We start from the raw sequence: 19,433 nt of genomic DNA, 5'->3' as shown, positions 1-19,433 counted from the left end.
CTCTGCGCAGGGGAGCTGAAGATGAACAACCTCAAGATCGAACGCGACGGCGCCGTGGTGACCGTACGCCTGCACCGCCCGCACGTGCTCAACGCCCTCAGCAGCGACCTGCTGGCCGAACTCCTCGACGCACTGCGCCCGTTGGACCAGGACCCCCAGGTGGGCTGCTTCGTCGTCACCGGCTCGGACAAGGTGTTCGCGGCCGGCGCCGACATCAAGGAGATGGCGGGGAAGACGGCGGCGGAGATGGCGGCCGAGGACTACTTCGCGGGCTGGGAGGCCTTCACGGCCCTGCGCACCCCGAAGATCGCCGCCGTCAACGGCTATGCGCTGGGCGGCGGTTGCGAGCTGGTGATGATGTGCGATCTCGTCATCGCGGGGGAGTCGGCGGTCTTCGGTCAGCCGGAGATCAAGCTCGGCGTGATCCCCGGCATCGGCGGCACCCAGCGCCTGACCCGACTCGTCGGCCGGGCGAAGGCGATGGACCTGATCCTCACCGGCCGCACGATGGACGCACGGGAGGCCGGAAGCTGCGGTCTGGTCTCCCGGGTCGTCCCGGACGACCAGGTCCTGCCGGAGGCCCTGCGAGCGGCGGCGACGATCGCCTCGTACGGCCGCGCGGCCGTCACGGCGGCCCGCGAGTGCGTCGACCAGGCCCTCGAAACCGGCCTGCGTGACGGCCTCCTCTTCGAACGCCGCGTCTTTCACGCCCTGTTCGCGACCGATGACCAGAAGGAGGGCATGACCGCGTTCCTGGAGAAACGGGCGCCCGTCTTCAAGGGGCGCTGAGGCTCCCGCCATGCGGTGTGGCCGGCGGTGCGATGTGTACGGTTCCGTCGGCCACATCCGCGGCCGTCGGCGCGCTGACCCACGCGGCCGTGTCGCAGCCCTTCCCGTCCCACGTGGCGTAGGACACGTTCATGACAGGATTGCGTTGGGGAAAGGTCAGGGAAGGCATAGGGGCGCCCATAACCGCCCTGAAGGGATGACCCGTGCCGTCCACTGCGCCTCCCCCCATACCTCGAGCCGCAGGATCGCTCCCGTTCATCGGCCACGCTCTGAAAATGCGCGACAACCTCGGCTTCATCGACTCGCTGCGCGACACACGGGAACCACTCGTCGAGATCGTCCTGCAGCCCGGGACGCGCACCATCGTGGTCCAGGACCCGGCCCTGATCCACCAGATGCTCAAGGCCCTGGCGCCCACCCTCGACAAGGGCCGGCTCTACGACAAGCTGGGCCAGCTGCTGGGCGACAGTGTCGTCACCGCCACCGGCCGGACCCACGTACGCAAACGCCGCCAGGTCCAACCGGCGTTCGCCCACGCCGAGATCAGCCGGTACGTCGACATCATGCGCGCCGAGGTGGCCACCACGGTCGCCGGCTGGGAGCCCGGGCAGAACCTCGACGTACGCGAGGCGATGGTCGGGCTCAGCCTCGACATGCTGGCCAAGACGGTGTTCGCCGGCAGCCTCGACGACGCCGTCTTCCGCCGGCTGCGCAGCGACCTGTCGGTGGTGTTGAACGACGTCGGTGTGCGCATCATGCTGCCCGACTGGGCCGAGCGCCTGCCGCTGCCTTTCAACCGCCGCTTCGACCGGGCCCGGGACGGCGTACGCGCCACCATCAACACCGCCGTCGACGAACTGCAGGCCTCCGGGCACGACACCGGGGACATGCTCTCCATGCTGCTGCTGCGCGCCGTCGACGAGGAGACCGGCGAGCCGCTGACCGGGCATCAGATCTGCTCCGAGATCCTCACCCTGGCCGTGGCGGGCACCGAGACCACCGCGTCGGTGCTGTCCTGGACCCTGTACGAACTCGCCCGTCACCCGGAGATCGAGGCCCGCATCCTCGCCGAGCTGGACGAGGTCGTCGGCGAGCGGCCGGTCGCCTTCGACGACGTGACCCGGCTGCCGTACCTGAACCGGGTGATCACCGAGACCCTGCGGCTGCACCACCCCGGCTGGCTGGTCACCCGCCGCACCACCGAGGAGACCCGGCTCGGCGAGTGGACGCTGCCCGCCGGCACCGAACTGGCCTACTGCCAGCACGCCCTGCACCGCGACCCCGAGCGCTTCCCCGACCCGCACATCTTCGACCCGGACCGGTGGACCGACCCCGCGCAGGAGCCTCCGCCGGGCGCGTTCCTGCCCTTCGGGGACGGCAAGCACAAGTGCATGGGGGACCGTCTCGCCCTCACCGAGATGGTCACGGCGCTCGCGACGATGCTGCGTTCGGTACGGCTGGAACTCGCCGAGGGCCAGGTCATCCGCCAGGTCGCCCGGCTCACCGTACGGCCGCGCGCCCTGCGGATGACCGTCCGTCCCCGAAACAGCTGAGGGCTCTGCTCGAGATCGTCCAGTTCGTCGAGGAGAGCGGTGAACTCGTCGACGCCCCTACCGCTGCGTGGCGAGCGCCTGGGTCACCCCGGGTTCCTTCCGCCCGAGGAACCGGGGGTCCGGCTCGAAGACGGCGTCCAGGGCCGCCTTGCCCGCCGCGAAGATCTCCCGGGTGCCGCCGTAGTACCAGGTCGCGTCGTGCTTGGCGTCGACCCCGACGCCGTACGACGCCACCCCCGCCTCCTGGCACAGCGCGACCGCTCGCCGGATGTGGAAGCCCTGGCTGATCAGCACCGCCTCGTCGACGCCGAAGATCTTCTTCGCGCGGACGCAGGAGTCCCAGGTGTCGAAGCCGGCGTAGTCGCTGACGATGCGCGAGTCGGGCACGCCGTGCCTGGTCAGATACGTGCGCATGGCGTCGGGCTCGTCGTAGTCCTCGCGGCTGTTGTCGCCGGTGACGAGGACGACCTCGATACGGCCCGCCCGGTACAGCTCGGCCGCCGCGTCGAGCCGGTGCGCGAGGTACGGCGACGGCTCGCCCTCCCACAGACCGGCACCGAAGACGACGGCGACGTCGGTGCGCGGCACGTCGGCCGTCGTGCGCAGCCGGTCCCCGGTCACGACGTACATCCAGGTGGCCGGAAGCAGCGCCAGCACGCACCCCGCCATCACGGCCTGCACCAGCCGCCGCTGCCCCGCACGGGTGCGTGGCAGTCGTGGTCGGGACAGCTTCGGTCGGCGCATCTGGTGGGTCCCTCCCCGGTCGACTGACCGCCTCTTCTCGACAGTCAGGGACGTCCTGTCAGCCCCCGCGGTTCACCACCACCTACGTGACCAGGTTCACTTCGCCCCTCGAACGCGCAGGTCACACCACCTCACACCGCCCTGGCACCCCACCGTGAACCCGGTGTAAAAACCCGTTATTCAGGCGCAACGGGGAGGCAACGTCGCGCCGCCACCATCGGTTCATGACGGCGTCGAACCCGATTCACGACGAGTCCACGACCCTCCCCGGCCCGGGGGCCCACCTCGACAGTACGGCGCACATCATGAACCGGATCAGCAGCCAGCTCGCCAGCCAGCTCAGCCTCGTCTCGCTCGACGGCAGGCGGCGCCCGCACCCGCCCGCGCTCGTCGTCGTGGCCCACGGCAGCCGCGACCCGCGCGCCCTGAGCACCGTACGCGCGCTCCTCGACAACGTCCGCGCGCTGCGCCCCGGGCTGCCGGTCCACCTCGGCCACATCGAGCTGAACGAGCCCCTGCTCCCGGACACCCTCGCCTCCCTCGGCGACCGCGAGGCGATCCTCGTCCCGCTCCTGCTCAGCCGCGGCTACCACATCAAGCGGGACATCCCCGAGATGGCCGCCGAGTCGCAGGTACGCGCACGCGTGGCCGGCGCGCTCGGCCCGCACCCCCTGCTGGTGGAGGCCCTGTACGCCCGCCTGGTCGAGGCCGGCTGGCGCACCCGGCTGGACGAGCCCACCCGCCGCAGGAGCGCGGTGGTCCTGGCAGCAGCAGGTTCCCGCGACCCCGAGTCGAAGCTCGACACGGCCCACACGGCCCAGCTCCTCGCCAACCGCCTGGGCGTCCCGGTGGTCCCCGCGTACGCGACGACGGCGGCCCCGACGGTCCCCGACGCCATCCGCGCGCTGGCCGCCCGAGGCCGCACAAGGGTGGCGGTGTCCTCCTACTTCACGGCCCCCGGCCGCTTCGCGACGGAGTGCGCGGAGGCGGCCCAGTGGATCGCCTCGGCCCCCTTGGGCACACACCAGGCGATGGCACGCCTGCTCCTCCACCGCTACGACCAGATGCTGACGACGCCGGCCACCACAGCACCGGAATTGGCATCGGCTTGAATCACCGGGCGACGGAACGTCCTTCCTGGGCGAAACACCGTCCCCCCATTTGTCAGTGCCTGCCCGTACTGTCGGTGCATGTACTACGACGAGTCGGCAGTCGAACGCTGGGCCCCCGAACCCGACAAACGCCCAGGCCGCACGGCCTTCCAACGCGACCGCGCCCGCGTACTGCACAGCGCAGCGCTCCGCCGCCTCGCCGGCAAGACCCAAGTGGTGACACCCGGAACCCACAGCCACGCCTGGGACCCGAGCCCCCGCACCCGCCTCACCCACTCCCTGGAGTGCGCCCAGGTCGGCCGCGAGCTGGGCGCGGCCCTCGGCTGCGACCCCGACCTGGTCGAAGCCGCCTGCCTCTCCCACGACCTCGGCCACCCTCCCTTCGGCCACAACGGCGAAGTCGCGCTCAACGAATTCGCCGAGGACTGCGGCGGCTTCGAGGGCAACGCCCAGTCCCTGAGACTCCTCACCCGCATCGAACCCAAACGCTTCACCCCGGAGGGCTCGGTAGGCCTCAACCTCACCCGAGCCACCCTCGACGCCGCCACCAAGTACCCCTGGCCCCGCGGCGCCCACCCCACCGCCCCGACGTCCCCGAAGTTCGGCGTCTACGAAGACGACCGCCCCGTCTTCGACTGGGTCCGCAAGGACGCCCCCGCCGCCCGCACCACCTTCGAGGCCCAGGTCATGGACTGGTCCGACGACGTGGCGTACTCCGTGCACGACGTCGAGGACGGCCTGCACGCCGGCCACATCGACCCCAACTGCCTGCACGCCGAGCCGGAACGCCAGGCGGTCTTCGCGGTCGCCGTCGGACGGTACGTCCCTGAGGACACCGACCCGGCTGAACTCTCCGCCGCCCTCGACCGGCTCCAGGAAGAACCGTGGTGGCCGCACGGCTACGACGGTTCGGCCGTCGCCCAGGCCCGCCTCAAGGACGCCACCAGCCAGCTCATCGGCCGGTTCTGCCTGGCCGCCGAGAGCGCCACCCGCGCGGCATACGGCAGCGGCCGGCTCACCCGCTACGGCGCCGAACTCGTCGTACCGCACGAGACCCGAATGGAGTGCGCGGTCCTCAAGGCCGTCGCCGACCGGTACGTCATGCAGCGCGCCGAGCAGGAGCGGCTGCGCGCCGACCAGCGGATCGTGGTCGCCGAACTGGCCGAGGCGCTCACCGCCCGCGCGCCCGAGGGGCTGGACCCGCAGTTCCGGGCCCTGTTCGACACGGCAGCCGACGACCGCGCCCGCAAACGCGTGATCGTCGACCAGATCGCCTCCCTGACGGACGCCTCGGCCCGCTCCCTGCACACGCGGCTCACCCAGCGGATCTAGCCGATCTGGCGGGTCCGGAGCGCACCGTTCAGGGCGCGATCGCCCGCTCGTGACGGGTGAGACGCCCGGGGCGAACGGGCACTCGAAAGTGACCCTGCGTGGCCTGATCGGGTCACCCCCTCTTCCCGCATCACGCTGCGTGCGGGACGCTCGTGTGGCGGCACCTTACGAGGAGGCATCAAGTGGTCGACGCGGATCAGACATTCGTCATCGTCGGAGGCGGACTCGCCGGAGCGAAGGCGGCCGAGACGCTCCGCGCGGAGGGCTTCACCGGGCGGGTGATACTGATCTGCGACGAGCGCGACCACCCGTACGAACGGCCGCCCCTGTCCAAGGGCTATCTCCTCGGCAAGGAGGAGCGCGACAGCGTCTTCGTGCACGAGCCCGCCTGGTACGCGCGCAACGACATCGAGCTGCACCTCGGCCAGACCGTCGACGCGATCGACCGTACGGCGAAGACGGTGCGGTTCGGCGAGGACGGCACCGTCGTCCACTACGACAAGCTGCTGCTGGCCACCGGCGCCGAGCCGCGCCGCCTGGACATCCCGGGCACGGACCTGGCCGGCGTCCACCACCTGCGCCGCCTCGCGCACGCCGAGCGCCTCAAGGGCGTCCTCGCCTCGCTCGGCCGGGACAACGGGCACATCGTGATCGCCGGCGCCGGCTGGATCGGCCTGGAGGTCGCGGCGGCGGCCCGGGAGTACGGCGCCGAGGTCACCGTCGTCGAGCACAACCCGACCCCGCTGCACGGCGTCCTCGGCCCCGAGCTGGGCGCCGTCTTCGCCGAGCTGCATCGCGAGCACGGGGTGCGCTTCCACTTCGGCCGGCGGCTGACGGAGATCGTCGGCCAGGACGGCATGGTGCTGGCCGCCCGCACCGACGACGGCGAGGAGCACCCCGCGCACGACGTCCTGGCGGCGATCGGCGCGGCCCCGCGCATCGGCCTCGCGGAGGCGGCGGGGCTGGAGATCGCCGACCGCGCCCATGGCCGCGGCGTCGTGGTCGACGAGCGGCTGCGCACCTCCGACCCCGACATCTACGCGGCCGGCGACGTGGCCTCCTTCCCGCACGCCCTGTTCGACACCCGGCTGCGCGTGGAGCACTGGGCCAACGCGCTCAACGGCGGCCCGGCGGCGGCGCGGGCGATGCTCGGGCAGGACGTCACCTACGACCGCGTGCCCTACTTCTTCTCCGACCAGTACGACCTGGGCATGGAGTACTCCGGCTGGGCGCCCCCGGGGACGTACGACGAGGTGGTGATCCGGGGCGACGCGGGCAAGCGGGAGTTCATCGCGTTCTGGGTCAAGGACGGCCGGGTCCTGGCCGGGATGAATGTGAACGTGTGGGATGTCACAGACCCCATTCAGCAGCTGATCCGCTCGAAGGCACAGGTGAACACCGAGACCCTGGCGGACCCGCACATTCCGCTCGAAGACCTCGTCCCGTAGGTGTCAGTCCACCCCCGTGCTGCATTTCCCGGGGGCGCTGCATCCGACAGCCGCTGCGCGGCGGGCCGGACCCCCGGCCGGGAGGGCATCTGGCCCCGGGAGTGTCAGTTCTGCCCCGTAGAATCACCTCGTGGCAGGACGGATCAACGACGAGGACGTGAAGGCTGTTCGGGACGCGGTCCCGATCGACGCCGTGGTGTCCGAGTACCTCCAGCTGCGCGGCGCGGGCGGCGGGAACCTCAAGGGGCTCTGCCCCTTCCATGACGAGAAGTCGCCGTCCTTCCAGGTCAGCCCGAGCAAGGGGCTCTTCCACTGCTTCGGCTGCCAGGAGGGCGGCGACACCATCACGTTCGTGATGAAGGTCGACCACCTCTCCTTCTCCGAGGCGGTCGAGCGGCTCGCCGCCCAGGCCGGCATCACCCTGCGCTACGAGGAGGGCGGGTACAACCCCTCCCACCAGCGCGGCGAACGCATCCGCCTGGTCGAGGCCCACAAGATCGCCGCCGAGTGGTACGCCGAGCAGCTGGCGACCAGCCCCGAGGCCGACACCGGCCGCATCTTCCTCGCCGAGCGCGGCTTCGACCAGGCCGCCGCCGTCCACTTCGGCGTCGGGTACAGCCCCCAGGGCTGGGACCACCTCACCCGCTACCTCCGCGGCAAGGGCTTCACCGACAAGGAGCTCCTCCTGTCCGGGCTCGCGCAGGAGGGCCGCCGCGGCCCGATCGACCGCTTCCGGGGCCGCCTCATGTGGCCGATCCGGGACATCGGCGGGGAGGTCGTCGGCTTCGGCGCGCGCAAGCTCTACGAGGCCGACAACGGCCCTAAGTACCTCAATACCCCCGACACGGCCATCTACAAGAAGTCCCAGGTCCTCTACGGCATCGACCTCGCCAAGAAGGACATCGCGAAGGTCAGCCGCGCGGTCGTCGTCGAGGGCTACACGGACGTCATGGCCTGCCACCTCGCCGGGGTCACCACGGCCATCGCCACCTGCGGTACGGCCTTCGGCGGCGACCACATCAAGATCCTCCGCCGGCTGCTGATGGACAACGGCTCGGCCCGCGTCATCTTCACCTTCGACGGCGACGCGGCCGGCCAGAAGGCGGCCCTGCGCGCCTTCGAGGACGACCAGAAGTTCGCCGCCGAGACGTACATCGCGATCGCGCCGGACGGCATGGACCCCTGCGAACTGCGCCTGGCCAAGGGCGACGAGGCGGTCGCCGACCTGGCCGAACCGCGTACCCCGCTCTTCGAGTTCGCGCTGCGCCAGATCGTCCTGCGCTACGACCTCGACACCCCGGCGGGCCGCGCGGCGGCGCTGGACGAGGCGGCGCCGATCGTCGCCCGCATCAAGAACAGCGGCGCCCAGCACGAGGTGGCCGTCCAGCTCGCGGGCATGCTCGGCATCCTCGACACGCAGTTCGTGGTGAAGCGGGTGGCGCAGCTGGCGCGTTGGGCGCGGGACCGGGGCGGCAGAGGACAGGCGCCGACGTCCGGCCCGGGATCCCGCAACCCGCAGCAGCAGTACGACGCCGCCTCCGGGCCCCGCACCTCCGGCCCGGCCCTGACCCTGCGCAACCCCGTCTACGCCACCGAACGCGAACTCCTCAAACTCGCCCTCCAGCGCCCCGAGTTGGTCTCCCCGGCGTTCGACGCGTACGGCGTCGACGAGTTCACCGCCGCGCCCTACGCCGCCGTACGCCAGGCGATCATGGACGCGGGCGGCGCGGAGTACGGCATCCAGGACGCGCAGGAGTACCTGGTCCGCGTCCGCGAGGCGGCCCCCGACGACCAGGTCCGCGCGATGGTCACGGAGCTGGCGGTCGAGGCGATCATGCGCAGGACGGTCGACGAGAACTACGCCGGCGAACAGCTCGTGACGGTCCGCCGCCGCGCCGTGGAACGCCGCGTCCGCGACGTCCAGAGCCAACTGACCCGCCTGGGCGCGGGCGGCGACCCGGCCCAACTGGCCGCCGTGCAGAACGAGCTGTGGGTGTTGCAGCAGTACGACCAGGCATTGCGGGGGCAGGGCGCGGCGGCGCTCTGAGGGAAACGCGAGGATTCGCGTACGACTGGGTAACCGCCCGGTCACGCACCGGACTCAAAAAGTCGCCGCACGCCCCTCGTGGCGGCGATGTGTCGTACTCCACACTGGGTTCCGGTGCCTGAGTCCTCGGAGCGCGGCCGATCCGTTCCCCACGGGTCCCACACCCCCGCGGTTCCGCTCATCGCGTACGGGACGGACAGCGGCGAGGCCGCCGACTCCGCCCTCGAAGCAGCGCTGCCGTATGCCTCGGCAGCGATCATCCTGGAGGTCGCCCCCGTGCAGACCCAGACCCTCATCCAGACCGACGTCGCCACCACCGCCGGCGCTGACAGCACCGAGCCGGATGCGGAGGCCGACGTTCTCGCCGCGGTGCCGCCGCAGAGCCGTGTCGCGCACCACCCCGAGGCGGAGCCGGAGGCCTCGCCCGAGCCCGCGGAACCGCCCGCAGAGGCCCTGGACGGCGCCGACGCCACCGACGCCACCGAGCCGGTCGAAGCACCGCTGCCGGCCCGCGCCCGTGCCGACAACAGCGGTCCCTCCTCCGACCTCTTCCGCCAGTACCTGCGGGAGATCGGCCGCATCCCCCTGCTCACCGCGGCCGAGGAGGTCGAACTCGCCCGCCGCGTCGAGGCCGGCCTGTTCGCCGAGGAGAAGCTGAGCAGCACCCCCGATCTGGAGAGCCGGCTCGCCCTCGACCTGGACCGCCTGGTCGTCATGGGCCGGATGGCCAAGCGACGGCTGATCGAGGCGAACCTGCGGCTCGTCGTGTCCGTGGCGAAGAGGTACGTCGGCCGCGGCCTGACCATGCTGGACCTCGTCCAGGAGGGAAACCTCGGCCTGATCCGGGCCGTCGAGAAGTTCGACTACGCCCGCGGCTACAAGTTCTCGACGTACGCCACCTGGTGGATCCGCCAGGCCATGTCCCGTGCCCTCGCCGACCAGGCCCGCACCATCCGAGTGCCGGTCCACGTCGTCGAGTTGATCAACCGGGTCGTCCGCGTCCAGCGCCGCATGCTGCAGGAACGCGGCTACGAACCGACGCCGGAAGAGGTGGCCGCCCACCTCGACCTCCTGCCCGAGCGCGTCAGCGAGGTCCTGCGCCTGGCCCAGGAACCCGTGTCCCTGCACGCCCCGGTGGGCGAGGAGGACGACGTGGCGCTGGGCGACCTCATCGAGGACGGCGACGCGACGTCGCCGGTCGAGTCGGCGGCGTTCCTGCTCCTGCGCGAGCACCTGGAAGCGGTCCTGTCGACTCTCGGTGAACGCGAACGCAAGGTCGTCCAGCTCCGCTACGGCCTGGCGGACGGCCGCCCCCGCACGCTGGAGGAGATAGGCCGCATCTTCGGCGTGACGCGGGAGCGGATCAGGCAGATCGAGTCGAAGACCCTCAACAAGCTGAGGGACCATGCGTTTGCGGATCAGCTGAGGGGCTATCTGGACTGACGCCGTCTGCGGGCCGGTGGGGGCTGGTCGCGCAGTTCCCCGCGCCCCTTAGGTGCGTGCAGCTAACGCCCCTTCAGGGGCGCGGGGAACTGCGCGACCAGCCACAACGGACCCGCAGCCGCCCCACGACACCACGTGGCATCCCCGAACACGACTCAGTCCACCTCGGCCACCGCCTGAGCGAACTGCGCCTTGTACAACCGCGCATACGCCCCGTCGGCCGCCAACAGCTCGCCGTGCGCGCCCTGTTCCACGATCGCCCCGTTCTCCATGACGAGGATCGTGTCCGCGTCCCGGATGGTCGACAGCCGGTGCGCGATGACGAACGACGTACGCCCGTGCGCCAGTTTCGCCATCGCCTTCTGGATCAGCACCTCGGTCCGCGTGTCCACGGAACTCGTCGCCTCGTCCAGCACCAGGATCACCGGGTCGGACAGGAACGCCCGAGCGATGGTGATCAGCTGCTTCTCACCCGCGCTGACCCCCGACCCCTCGTCGTCGATCACCGTGTCGTACCCGTCGGGCAGCGTACGGATGAACCGGTCGGCGTGGGCGGCCCGCGCGGCTTCCTCGATCTCGCCCCGGGTCACCTTCCGCGAGGCCCCGTACGCGATGTTCTCCGCGATCGTGCCGCCGAACAGCCAGGTGTCCTGCAGCACCATCCCGATCCCGGCCCGCAGTTCGTCCCGGGACATCCGCGCGATGTCGACCCCGTCGAGGGTGATGCGCCCGGACGAGACGTCGTAGAACCGCATCAGCAGGTTCACCAGGGTCGTCTTGCCGGCACCCGTGGGCCCGACGATCGCGACCGTGTGCCCGGGCTCCACCGCCAGCGACAGGTCCTCGATCAGCGGCTTCTCCGGGTCGTACCGGAAGGACACCCCCTCCAGCGCCACCCGTCCCCGCAGCTCCTCCGGCCGCACCCCGGGTACGGGATCCGCCTCCTGCTCCTCCGCGTCCAGGAGCTCGAAGATCCGCTCGGCGGACGCGACACCCGACTGCACGAGGTTCGCCATCGACGCGACCTGCGTCAGCGGCATCGAGAACTGCCGCGAGTACTGGATGAAGGCCTGCACGTCACCGATCGACAGCGAGCCCGACGCGACCCGCAGACCGCCGACCACCGCAACCAGCACGTAGTTGATGTTCGACACGAACAGCATCAGCGGCTGCATGATCCCGCTGTTGAACTGCGCCTTGAACCCGGCCTCGTACAGCGCCTCGTTCTGCTCGGCGAACTGCTTGGCCGACTCCTCCTGCCGCCCGAACACCTTCACCAGGGTGTGCCCGGTGTACATCTCCTCGACGTGCGCGTTGAGCTTGCCGGTCGACCGCCACTGCTGCACGAAGTGCGGCTGCGACCGCTTGCCGACCCGTGTGGCGACCACGAACGACAGCGGCACGGTCACCAGCGCGACCAGCGCCAGCAGCCACGACACCCAGAACATCATCGCCAGCACACCGATGATGGTGAGCACGGAGTTGATGAGCTGGCCCATCGACTGCTGCAGCGTCTGCCCGATGTTGTCGATGTCGTTGGTCGCCCGGGACAGCACCTCACCGCGCTGGCGCTTGTCGAAGTACGACAGCGGCAGCCGCGACAGCTTCACCTGGACGTCCTCGCGCATCCGGTACATGGTGCGGTTCACGGCCCGGTTCACCAGCCGCGTCGCCACCGCCATCAGCAGACCGGCGACGACGAACACGGCGAGCGCGAACAGCAGCACACTGCCCACCGCGCCGAAGTCGATGCCCTCGCCCGGCGTGAAGTCGGTGCTGCGCAGCATGTCGGCGATCTGGCCGTCGCCGCGCTCCCGCATCGCCGCGAGGACCTGCTCCTTGGTCATCCCGGGCTCGAACTGCCGCCCGACGATGCCCGCGAAGACCAGGTCGGTGGCCTCGCCGAGGATCTTCGGCCCGGCGACCGACAGGCCCACGCTCACGACCACGCAGAACAGCAGCGCGTAGATGGTGAGCCGCTCGGGCTTGAACTGGGCGACCAGCCGCCTGCCCGACACCTTGAAGTCCAGCGAGTGCTGATCGGGGCCGCCGCCGGCCATCATCCGCCCCATCGGCCCGGCCATCAGGCAGCCTCCGCTTCCGTCAGCTGGGAGAGCACGATCTCCCGGTACGTCTCGTTGTCCGCCATCAGCTCGTGGTGCCGGCCCGTGCCGACGACCCGCCCCTCGTCGAGCACGACGATCCGGTCCGCGTCCCGGATGGTCGCCACGCGCTGGGCGACGATGACGACGGTGGCATCGGAGGTCTCGCGGGCGAGGGCCGCACGCAGCGCCGCGTCCGTCGCGTAGTCGAGGGCGGAGAAGGAGTCGTCGAAGAGGTAGATCTCCGGACGCTGGACGAGGGTTCGCGCGATCGCCAGCCGCTGCCGCTGACCACCGGACACATTCGTGCCGCCCTGTGCGATGGGCGCGTCGAGCCCGCCCTCCAGCCGCTCCACGAACTCCCTGGCCTGCGCCACCTGCAGCGCGTGCCACAGCTCCTCGTCCGTGGCGTCCGGATTGCCGTAGCGGAGGTTGGTCGCCACCGTCCCGGCGAACAGGTACGGCCGCTGCGGTACGAGGCTCACGGTCTTCGCCAGCAGCTGCGGATCGACGCTCGCCACGTCCTCCCCGTCCACCAGCACCCGCCCGTCGGTCGCGTCGAACAGCCGCGGGACGAGCCCCAGCAGGGTCGACTTCCCGCTGCCGGTCGACCCGATCACGGCCGTCGTCTCACCCGGCAGCGCGACCAGGTCGATCGCCTTCAGCACCGGCTCCTCGGCACCCGGGTAGCGGAACCCGGCGCCCCGGATCTCCAGATGACCGTGCCGGCGCAGCTCCCGCACGGGGGAGGCCGGCGGCACCACGCTCGACGACGTGTCCAGGACCTCCTGGATGCGCTCGGCGCACACCTCCGCGCGCGGCACCATCATGAACATGAAGGTGGCCATCATCACGGACATCACGATCTGCATGAGATAGGCGAGGAACGCGGTCAGATCACCGATCTGCATCCCGCCGCTGTCGATGCGATGCGCCCCGAACCAGACCACCGCGATCGACGACAGGTTGATCACCGTCATGACGATCGGGAACATCAGCGCGAGCAGCTTGCCGGTGCCCATCGCCATCTCGGTGAGCTCGGCGTTGGACTTCCTGAAGCGCTGCTGCTCGTACTCGTCGCGCACGAAGGCACGGATCACCCGGTTGCCGGTGATCTGCTCGCGCAGCACCCGGTTCACCGTGTCGAGGCGCTCCTGCATGGTCCGGAACAGCGGCCGCAGCCGCCGCACGATCAAGGTCACACTGATGCCGAGCACGGGCACCACGGCGACCAGCACCGCGGACAGCGGCACATCCAGGCCGAGCGCCAGCACGATGCCGCCCACGCACATGATCGGCGCCGACACCATCAGCGTGAACGTCATCAGCGCCAGCATCTGCACCTGCTGGACGTCATTGGTCGTACGGGTGATCAGCGAGGGCGCGCCGAAGTGGCCGACCTCACGCGCCGAGAACGACTGCACCCGGTCGAAGACGGCCGCCCGCACGTCCCGCCCGAGCGCGGCCGCGGTCCGGGCGCCGTAGTACACGGCACCGATGTTGCACACGACCTGCGCCAGCGAGATGCCGATCATCAGGGCGCCGTAGGACAGGATGTAGCCGGTGTCGCCGTTGACGACGCCCGTGTCGATGATGTCCGCGTTCAGCGTCGGCAGGTAGAGGGTGGCGCAGGTCTGCAGGAACTGCAGCAGCACCAGCCAGGCGATGGGTTTTCGGTAGGGCCTGAGGTAGGTGCGCAGAAGTCGTATGAGCACGCTGCTTCTCTCGGAGTCGACGACGGGGCGATTGGTTGCCCTTGGCCCCTATCGTCGAACACTCCGGTGGTGTTACCTCAACTGATTAAGCCGTCAGCGCGGCTCCGTTCGGCCTTCCGGGTGCGAGTCCTACCGGTCTCTTACCTTCCGCTACGCCGTCCCTACGACCGGAACGCCCCGGGATGGGTCTGCTCCCGCACCGACACGAACTGCTGCCGCACCGCCTGCCCCACCGCCAGCTCCTCGCCGGGCTCCAGGACCTGCGCCGCCGCGCCCTGCCAGACCGGCGGGGTGCGCGGATCGAGCGAGCCCTGCGACACACCGAGCGCCCAGGCGGCCTGCCGGGCGGCGCCGATCGCCGCGTAGTCCGCGGGCTGCGGTACGACGACCTGCACCCCGAACAGCGCGGGCGCCGCCGCCTGCACGGCGGACAGTTCGGCGGCCGCCCCGAGGAGGAAGATCCGCCGCACCTCGACGCCCCGGCCGCGCAGCACGTCGAGCGCGTCCGCGAGCCCGCACAGCATGCCCTCGAACGCGGCCCGCGCCAGATGCTCCGGCTTCATCGACTCCCGCCGCAGCCCGGCCAGCGTGCCCGCGGTGTGCGGCAGACTCGGCGTCCGCTCACCTTCCAGATAGGGCAGCAGCACGAGTCCGTGCGCCCCCGGCGTCGACTTCATCGCCAGGTCGGACAGGCTCTCCAGATCGGGCGCGCCGAGGAGTTCGGCGGCGCCGCGCAGGGTGCGTACGGCGTTGAGGGTGGTGACGACCGGGAGGTGCATGCCGGTCGCGTCGGCCAGGGAGGTGATCATCCCGGAGCTGTCGACGAGGGCCTCGGGGTGGACGGCCATCACGGACCCGGAGGCGCCGAGCGACACGACGGCATCGCCCAGCCCGATGCCGAGCCCGAAGGCGGCGGCCATGGTCTCGCCGGTCCCCGCGGAGATGAGGAGCCCCTCGGGGGTCGTACCGGCCGCATCCGCCGGCCCGATCACCTCGGGCAGCATCGCCTGGTGGCCGAGCGCCAGCTCGACGAGATCGGAACGGTAGGTGCCGGTGGCCGCCGACCAGTAGCCGGTGCCGGAAGCCCCGCCCCGGTCCGTGGTTCTTCTCACGGGCCGCCCGAGAAGCTGCCACACCAGCCAGTCGTGCGCCTGCAGCAGGACGGCGGTGCGTACGGCGTGCTCGGGCTCGGTCTTGGCGAGCCAGCGCAACTTGGTCACCGGCTGCGCGGCCTGCGGCACACACCCCACCGCCTGCGCCCACGCCTCGCGTCCGCCCAGCGCGTCGATCAGATCGGCCGCCGCGACCTGCGCCCGCTTGTCGCCGCCGACCATCGCGGGGCGCACGGTGTTGCCCTGGGCGTCGAGCGGGACCACCGCGTTCTGCTGCGCCGACACGCCGATGGCCTGCACACCTTCGAGGAGCCCGCCGCCGGCCGCCTCCCCGAGGGACAGCAGCCAGGCCTGCGGATCGACGTCGGAGGGGCGCGCGCCACCGCCGTCCGGCGACTCCACCGGATGCGGGGCGTACCCCTGCCTGAGCACGGCGCCCGTGTCCGTGTCGCAGACGACGATGCGAGTGAAATCGGGCGAACTGTCCAACCCGGCGACTATCCCCATGGCCCAAATTGTGCCGTAGCGCTGCGCTTGCTGGGGCCGTGGGCGCCGTGGGGGTGGGGGTCGTGTTTCGGGTGCGGGCTGTGTGTGGCTGGTCGCGCCCACGCGGCGGAGCCGCATGTCGGTACAGCCCCGCGCCCCTTTGGGGCGTTGCAGTCCCCTGCGCCCCAGACGTGCTGCTACGTGTTGCTGGTGCCCCAGTCGTCCTCGGCGCCGCCGTTGTGGGCGCTGCGTTCGCGCAGGCTGCGGACTCGTGCGGCCACTGTCTCGGGGACTCGGTCGCCCACCTTCTCGGTGACCGTGTGGTACGCCTTGCCCGCGAAGTGGCGGCCCTGCTGTGCCGCCGACTCCGCGGTGTTGCGGACGGCGGGGTTCTGCGCGACCTGGCGCGCGGACTTCTTCAGCTGCTCGTAGCGCTCGCGTCCGGCGCGCGTGCCGAGCACGTAACCGACGGCGACTCCGATGACGAACGTGAGCCGGTAGCGCATGGCGGCCACCCTTCCCTTTTGCGTAGGTCCCTGGTGCGGCGTCGGCGCGGAGGGGAACCGATTGGCGGAGCACCCCCCTGCTTGCGCTAATGTATGTGTCGCAGCGAGCGCACGCCCCCTGGCGAATACCCAGGTAGGTACGTTCGATGCAACGAGGCATTCCTCCGTAGCTCAATTGGCAGAGCAGCCGGCTGTTAACCGGCAGGTTACTGGTTCGAGTCCAGTCGGGGGAGCTCGGTCCTCCGTAGCTCAATTGGCAGAGCAGCCGGCTGTTAACCGGCAGGTTACTGGTTCGAGTCCAGTCGGGGGAGCATGCTGAACGAGGACCCCGTCGGGGTCCTTTTTCATGTCCGCCCTCGATTCCCGGGAACCGTGCAGGTCGCGGGGGAGTCCTTCAGGGCATGCGAAGTCGACCATACGAAGCAGGAGATCGTATGAGCGGCTATGCTGCGGCAGACGGCGCGCACACATGTACGCGACACGCCGCTATGGGGCGGTAGCTCAGCCGGTTAGAGCAGCGGACTCATAATCCGTCGGCCGTGGGTTCGAGTCCCACCCGCCCCACCAGTGGTTACCCATGCAGAAACGTTCTGACCTTCGGAAACGAGGTTGGAAGGGGGGTTCGCATGTGGCGGCTGCCCGGAATCGGTGTGGCGAAAGCGTGACTTCGTGTGTTCCCCAGACCCCTGGACCTTTGTGACCTGGGCTTTTGGGGTGGGATCGGTGGTGGACGGTCCCACGGCTGGTGAGTGATTCACCGGGCAGCCGTCGTTCAGGTAGGGGCTGCCTGCAACTCAAAGTAGGTTTAGGCGCCCTGCCCCACGGCCACGGCCTGGCTGGGACCATCCCCGCAGGCGCGGGGAGCAGGAGTGCTGCGCCATTGCATGTGAACGGTCACTGGAACCATCCCCGCGGGTGCGAGGAGCACGCGAGCAGGCCCACGCCGAGGGCATACGGCTGGGGACCGTCCCCGCGTGTGCGGGGAGCGCAACGTCGGTCAAGTCCCGCATCTCACCGGCGAGGGACCATCCCCGCGGGTGCAAGGAGCACGGAACACTCGACGCATTCATCTGCCGCCAGCTGGGACCCCCGCGGGCCCGGGGAGCACATGCCGACGTTCTCACGGGCGAGGCGCAGCAGGGGACCATCCCCGCGGGTGCGGGGAGCACACGGACAACGAGGCCGCGAAGATCAACGTGCAGGGACCATCCCCGCGGGTGCGGGGAGCACCTCCCGAGCGTCGCGGCGTAGACGTTGGCCTTGGAATCATCCCCGCGGGTGCGGGGAGTGGCGTTGTTCACGAGTAGGGGTTCTGGCTCAGCTTCTGTGAGGCCGTCATTCTGAGTGATGGCTGAGCCTCTCGTGGCGGCGCGCGAAGTCGCCTGAAATTGAGCCGTGGTCAAGGTGGTTGGGCCGGCAGTTCGGGGCCGTGGAAGAGGTCGTGCTCCGGTTGAAGGAGCTGTTGTTCCCGTCGATCGCGGGCGTTGCGGTGCTGTCGGTGACCGTGAACATCGCGATGGTGCGCGTCGATGCGTACTGCACCATGGATGGCGCGACGTGTCCGGTGTGCGGAGTCTGGTCGAACCGGGTCCATGGTTCCTACCTGCGGTTTCCCGCTGATTTGCCGAGCGCCGGGCGAAGCGTTGTTCTCCAGCTGAGGGTCCGTCGGTTCATCTGCCAGAACGCCTCGTGCGTGCGACGCACCTTCGTCGAGCAGATACCGGGTCTGACCCGCCGGCACGGTCAGCGGACCGAGTGTCAGCGTTCGGCCCTGGCCGCAGTGGGGCTTGCCCTGGCGGGCCGGGCTGGTGCCCGCTTGGCCTCCGTCCTTGGGATGTCCATCAGCCGGAGCACCGCCCTTCGCCTGATCGACGCGCTTCCCGAGCCGGAAGTGCCCGCGCCGCGGGTGGTCGGCGTCGACGAGTACGCCACCCGCAAGGGCCGCCACTACGGCACGGTCCTCGTCGACATCGAGACGCGGCGCCCCGTCGACCTGCTGCCCGATCGGGAGGCACCGACTCTGGCCGCATGGCTGGCGCAGCGGCCCGGTGCCGAGGTCGTCTGCCGCGACCGAGCCCCGTTCTTCGCCGAAGGCGCTGCTGCCAGGGCACCGCAGGCCGTCCAGGTCGCGGACAGGTAGCGCCTCTGGCACAACCTGAGCGAGGCCGCCGAGCGAACCGACGCACAACACCGCCGCTGCCTGTGCGTCCTGGTCCCCGAGGCACCTGAGCCCGAGCCTGAACAGGCCCGGGCGGAAGACGCATCCGGCTCGCCCTGGCCGACCGGGCACCGGTTCGCCGACCGCACCCGAAGCACACACGCCGCCGTCCACACGCTGCTGAAAGCGGGCCACAGCCGCCGCGCGGTCCAGCGGCAGCTCCACATGACCAGCCGCACCGTCAAGCGGTACGCCGAGGCTGCCAAGCCCGAAGACCTCTTTACCGGTCAGTGGCAGACCCGGTCGTCCGTCCTGGACGAGTACAAGACCTACCTCGACGACCGCTGGAGCGAGGGGTGCACCAACGCCTGGAAACTCTGGGAGGAAATCGTCCCGCTCGGCTACAAGTGCAGCTACCAGCGCGTTCGCGCCGACCTGCACCAGAAGCGCCCCTCACCGCGGCCCATGACCGCACGGCCGCCCTCGCCCCGGGCCGTCGCCGGATGGATCCTCTGTCGCCCGGAAACCTCGCCGAGACCGACCAGCTCCGCCTCAAGACCATCCGGGCCCACTGCCCCGAACTGGACTCCCTCACCCGCCATGTCCGCTCCTTCGCGACCATGCTCACCGAGCGCCAGGGTGAGCGCCTGCCGGACTGGCTCGACGCCGTCCGACCGGACGACCTGCCCAGCCTCCACACCCTCGCCGCAGGCATCGACCGCGACCGTGACGCCGTCATCGCGGGCCTCACCCTGCCCTGGAACTCGGGCCCCGTCGAAGGCCAGGTCAACCGGATCAAGATCCTCAAGCGCCAGATGTTCGGCCGCGCGGGCTTCGCCCTCCTGCGAAAACGAGTCCTGCTCGCGCCATGACGCGGGCTGTCTAC

14 protein-coding genes and 3 tRNA genes are annotated in these 19,433 nt (G+C 70.5%); 12 read left to right on the top strand and 5 right to left on the bottom strand.

All coding sequences use genetic code 11. From position 1 onward, the window contains the following. The first annotated feature begins 21 nt into the window (after positions 1-21). Positions 22-789, top strand: coding sequence for an enoyl-CoA hydratase-related protein (locus PBV52_RS14295; RefSeq protein WP_274238729.1), 768 nt, complete (start codon positions 22-24; stop codon positions 787-789). Between the two features lie 203 nt (positions 790-992). Beyond that, positions 993-2,342: a cytochrome P450 gene (locus PBV52_RS14290; RefSeq protein ID WP_274238727.1), complete on the top strand. Its 1,350-nt coding sequence runs from the start codon at positions 993-995 to the stop codon at positions 2,340-2,342. Positions 2,343-2,399: 57 nt separating this feature from the next. Here the strand turns inward: PBV52_RS14290 and PBV52_RS14285 are convergent, their stop codons facing one another. Next, entirely contained in the window at positions 2,400-3,086 is a 687-nt protein-coding gene (locus tag PBV52_RS14285; RefSeq protein WP_274238726.1) for a vancomycin high temperature exclusion protein, read from the bottom strand. A 224-nt stretch (positions 3,087-3,310) separates the two neighbouring features. Here PBV52_RS14285 and PBV52_RS14280 point away from each other — a divergent pair, with 224 nt between their 5' ends. The 5 genes from PBV52_RS14280 to PBV52_RS14260 all read left to right on the top strand — a co-directional run bounded on the left by PBV52_RS14280 (position 3,311) and on the right by PBV52_RS14260 (position 10,468). Next, on the top strand, positions 3,311-4,198 hold the full coding sequence (locus PBV52_RS14280; protein ID WP_274238725.1) for a sirohydrochlorin chelatase: 888 nt from the start codon (positions 3,311-3,313) through the stop codon (positions 4,196-4,198). A gap of 78 nt (positions 4,199-4,276) precedes the next feature. Further along, positions 4,277-5,530 carry a deoxyguanosinetriphosphate triphosphohydrolase gene (locus PBV52_RS14275; protein ID WP_274238724.1) on the top strand — a complete coding sequence of 418 codons (1,254 nt, stop codon included), beginning with the start codon at positions 4,277-4,279 and terminating at the stop codon, positions 5,528-5,530. A 182-nt stretch (positions 5,531-5,712) separates the two neighbouring features. Beyond that, positions 5,713-6,978, top strand: coding sequence for an NAD(P)/FAD-dependent oxidoreductase (locus PBV52_RS14270; protein WP_274238723.1), 1,266 nt, complete (start codon positions 5,713-5,715; stop codon positions 6,976-6,978). Between the two features lie 130 nt (positions 6,979-7,108). Continuing rightward, the gene (dnaG, locus tag PBV52_RS14265; RefSeq protein ID WP_274238722.1) at positions 7,109-9,025 is read left to right on the top strand and encodes a DNA primase; all 1,917 of its coding nucleotides are present in this window, start codon (positions 7,109-7,111) and stop codon (positions 9,023-9,025) included. Between the two features lie 114 nt (positions 9,026-9,139). Beyond that, a complete protein-coding gene (locus tag PBV52_RS14260; protein WP_274238720.1) occupies positions 9,140-10,468 on the top strand; it encodes an RNA polymerase sigma factor in 1,329 nt (442 codons plus the stop codon). 155 nt (positions 10,469-10,623) lie between these two features. Here PBV52_RS14260 and PBV52_RS14255 read toward each other — a convergent pair whose 3' ends face one another. The 4 genes from PBV52_RS14255 to PBV52_RS14240 form a co-directional block, all read right to left on the bottom strand. Then, entirely contained in the window at positions 10,624-12,552 is a 1,929-nt protein-coding gene (locus PBV52_RS14255) for an ABC transporter ATP-binding protein (RefSeq protein WP_274238719.1), read from the bottom strand. After that, the gene (locus PBV52_RS14250; RefSeq protein WP_274238718.1) at positions 12,552-14,285 is read right to left on the bottom strand and encodes an ABC transporter ATP-binding protein; all 1,734 of its coding nucleotides are present in this window, start codon (positions 14,283-14,285) and stop codon (positions 12,552-12,554) included. The genes PBV52_RS14255 and PBV52_RS14250 overlap by 1 nt, the downstream gene beginning before the upstream one ends. Positions 14,286-14,446: 161 nt before the next feature. Next, the gene (locus tag PBV52_RS14245; RefSeq protein WP_274238717.1) at positions 14,447-15,904 is read right to left on the bottom strand and encodes an FGGY-family carbohydrate kinase; all 1,458 of its coding nucleotides are present in this window, start codon (positions 15,902-15,904) and stop codon (positions 14,447-14,449) included. A 176-nt stretch (positions 15,905-16,080) separates the two neighbouring features. Beyond that, positions 16,081-16,389: a YtxH domain-containing protein gene (locus PBV52_RS14240; RefSeq protein ID WP_274238716.1), complete on the bottom strand. Its 309-nt coding sequence runs from the start codon at positions 16,387-16,389 to the stop codon at positions 16,081-16,083. A 160-nt stretch (positions 16,390-16,549) separates the two neighbouring features. Between PBV52_RS14240 and PBV52_RS14235 the strand changes: the two genes are divergently transcribed. The 5 genes from PBV52_RS14235 to PBV52_RS14215 all read left to right on the top strand — a co-directional run bounded on the left by PBV52_RS14235 (position 16,550) and on the right by PBV52_RS14215 (position 19,419). Then, a tRNA-Asn gene (locus PBV52_RS14235) sits at positions 16,550-16,622 on the top strand. A gap of 5 nt (positions 16,623-16,627) precedes the next feature. Continuing rightward, a tRNA-Asn gene (locus PBV52_RS14230) sits at positions 16,628-16,700 on the top strand. A gap of 179 nt (positions 16,701-16,879) precedes the next feature. Beyond that, positions 16,880-16,956: transfer RNA gene (locus PBV52_RS14225), tRNA-Ile, on the top strand. A 949-nt stretch (positions 16,957-17,905) separates the two neighbouring features. Next, complete coding sequence (locus PBV52_RS14220) at positions 17,906-18,529, top strand: ISL3 family transposase (protein ID WP_306801489.1); 624 nt, start codon at positions 17,906-17,908, stop codon at positions 18,527-18,529. A gap of 521 nt (positions 18,530-19,050) precedes the next feature. Continuing rightward, a complete protein-coding gene (locus tag PBV52_RS14215; protein ID WP_274238715.1) occupies positions 19,051-19,419 on the top strand; it encodes a transposase in 369 nt (122 codons plus the stop codon). Positions 19,420-19,433: the final 14 nt, after the last annotated feature.

The organism is Streptomyces sp. T12, assembly GCF_028736035.1.
Classification (GTDB): domain Bacteria; phylum Actinomycetota; class Actinomycetes; order Streptomycetales; family Streptomycetaceae; genus Streptomyces.
Note: the sequence above shows the minus strand (reverse complement) of the source record. Positions and strands in the feature narration are given on the sequence as shown.

What these genes read in the sequence shown, in the direction of transcription:
- PBV52_RS14295 (WP_274238729.1), top strand. Translation starts at nt 22, where the DNA reads ATGAACAACCTCAAGATCGAACGCGACGGCGCCGTGGTGACCGTACGC.
- PBV52_RS14285 (WP_274238726.1), bottom strand. Translation starts at nt 3,086, where the DNA reads ATGCGCCGACCGAAGCTGTCCCGACCACGACTGCCACGCACCCGTGCG.
- PBV52_RS14280 (WP_274238725.1), top strand. Translation starts at nt 3,311, where the DNA reads ATGACGGCGTCGAACCCGATTCACGACGAGTCCACGACCCTCCCCGGC.
- PBV52_RS14275 (WP_274238724.1), top strand. Translation starts at nt 4,277, where the DNA reads ATGTACTACGACGAGTCGGCAGTCGAACGCTGGGCCCCCGAACCCGAC.
- PBV52_RS14255 (WP_274238719.1), bottom strand. Translation starts at nt 12,552, where the DNA reads ATGGCCGGGCCGATGGGGCGGATGATGGCCGGCGGCGGCCCCGATCAG.
- PBV52_RS14245 (WP_274238717.1), bottom strand. Translation starts at nt 15,904, where the DNA reads ATGGGGATAGTCGCCGGGTTGGACAGTTCGCCCGATTTCACTCGCATC.
- PBV52_RS14240 (WP_274238716.1), bottom strand. Translation starts at nt 16,389, where the DNA reads ATGCGCTACCGGCTCACGTTCGTCATCGGAGTCGCCGTCGGTTACGTG.
- PBV52_RS14220 (WP_306801489.1), top strand. Translation starts at nt 17,906, where the DNA reads ATGGTGCGCGTCGATGCGTACTGCACCATGGATGGCGCGACGTGTCCG.
- PBV52_RS14215 (WP_274238715.1), top strand. Translation starts at nt 19,051, where the DNA reads ATGGATCCTCTGTCGCCCGGAAACCTCGCCGAGACCGACCAGCTCCGC.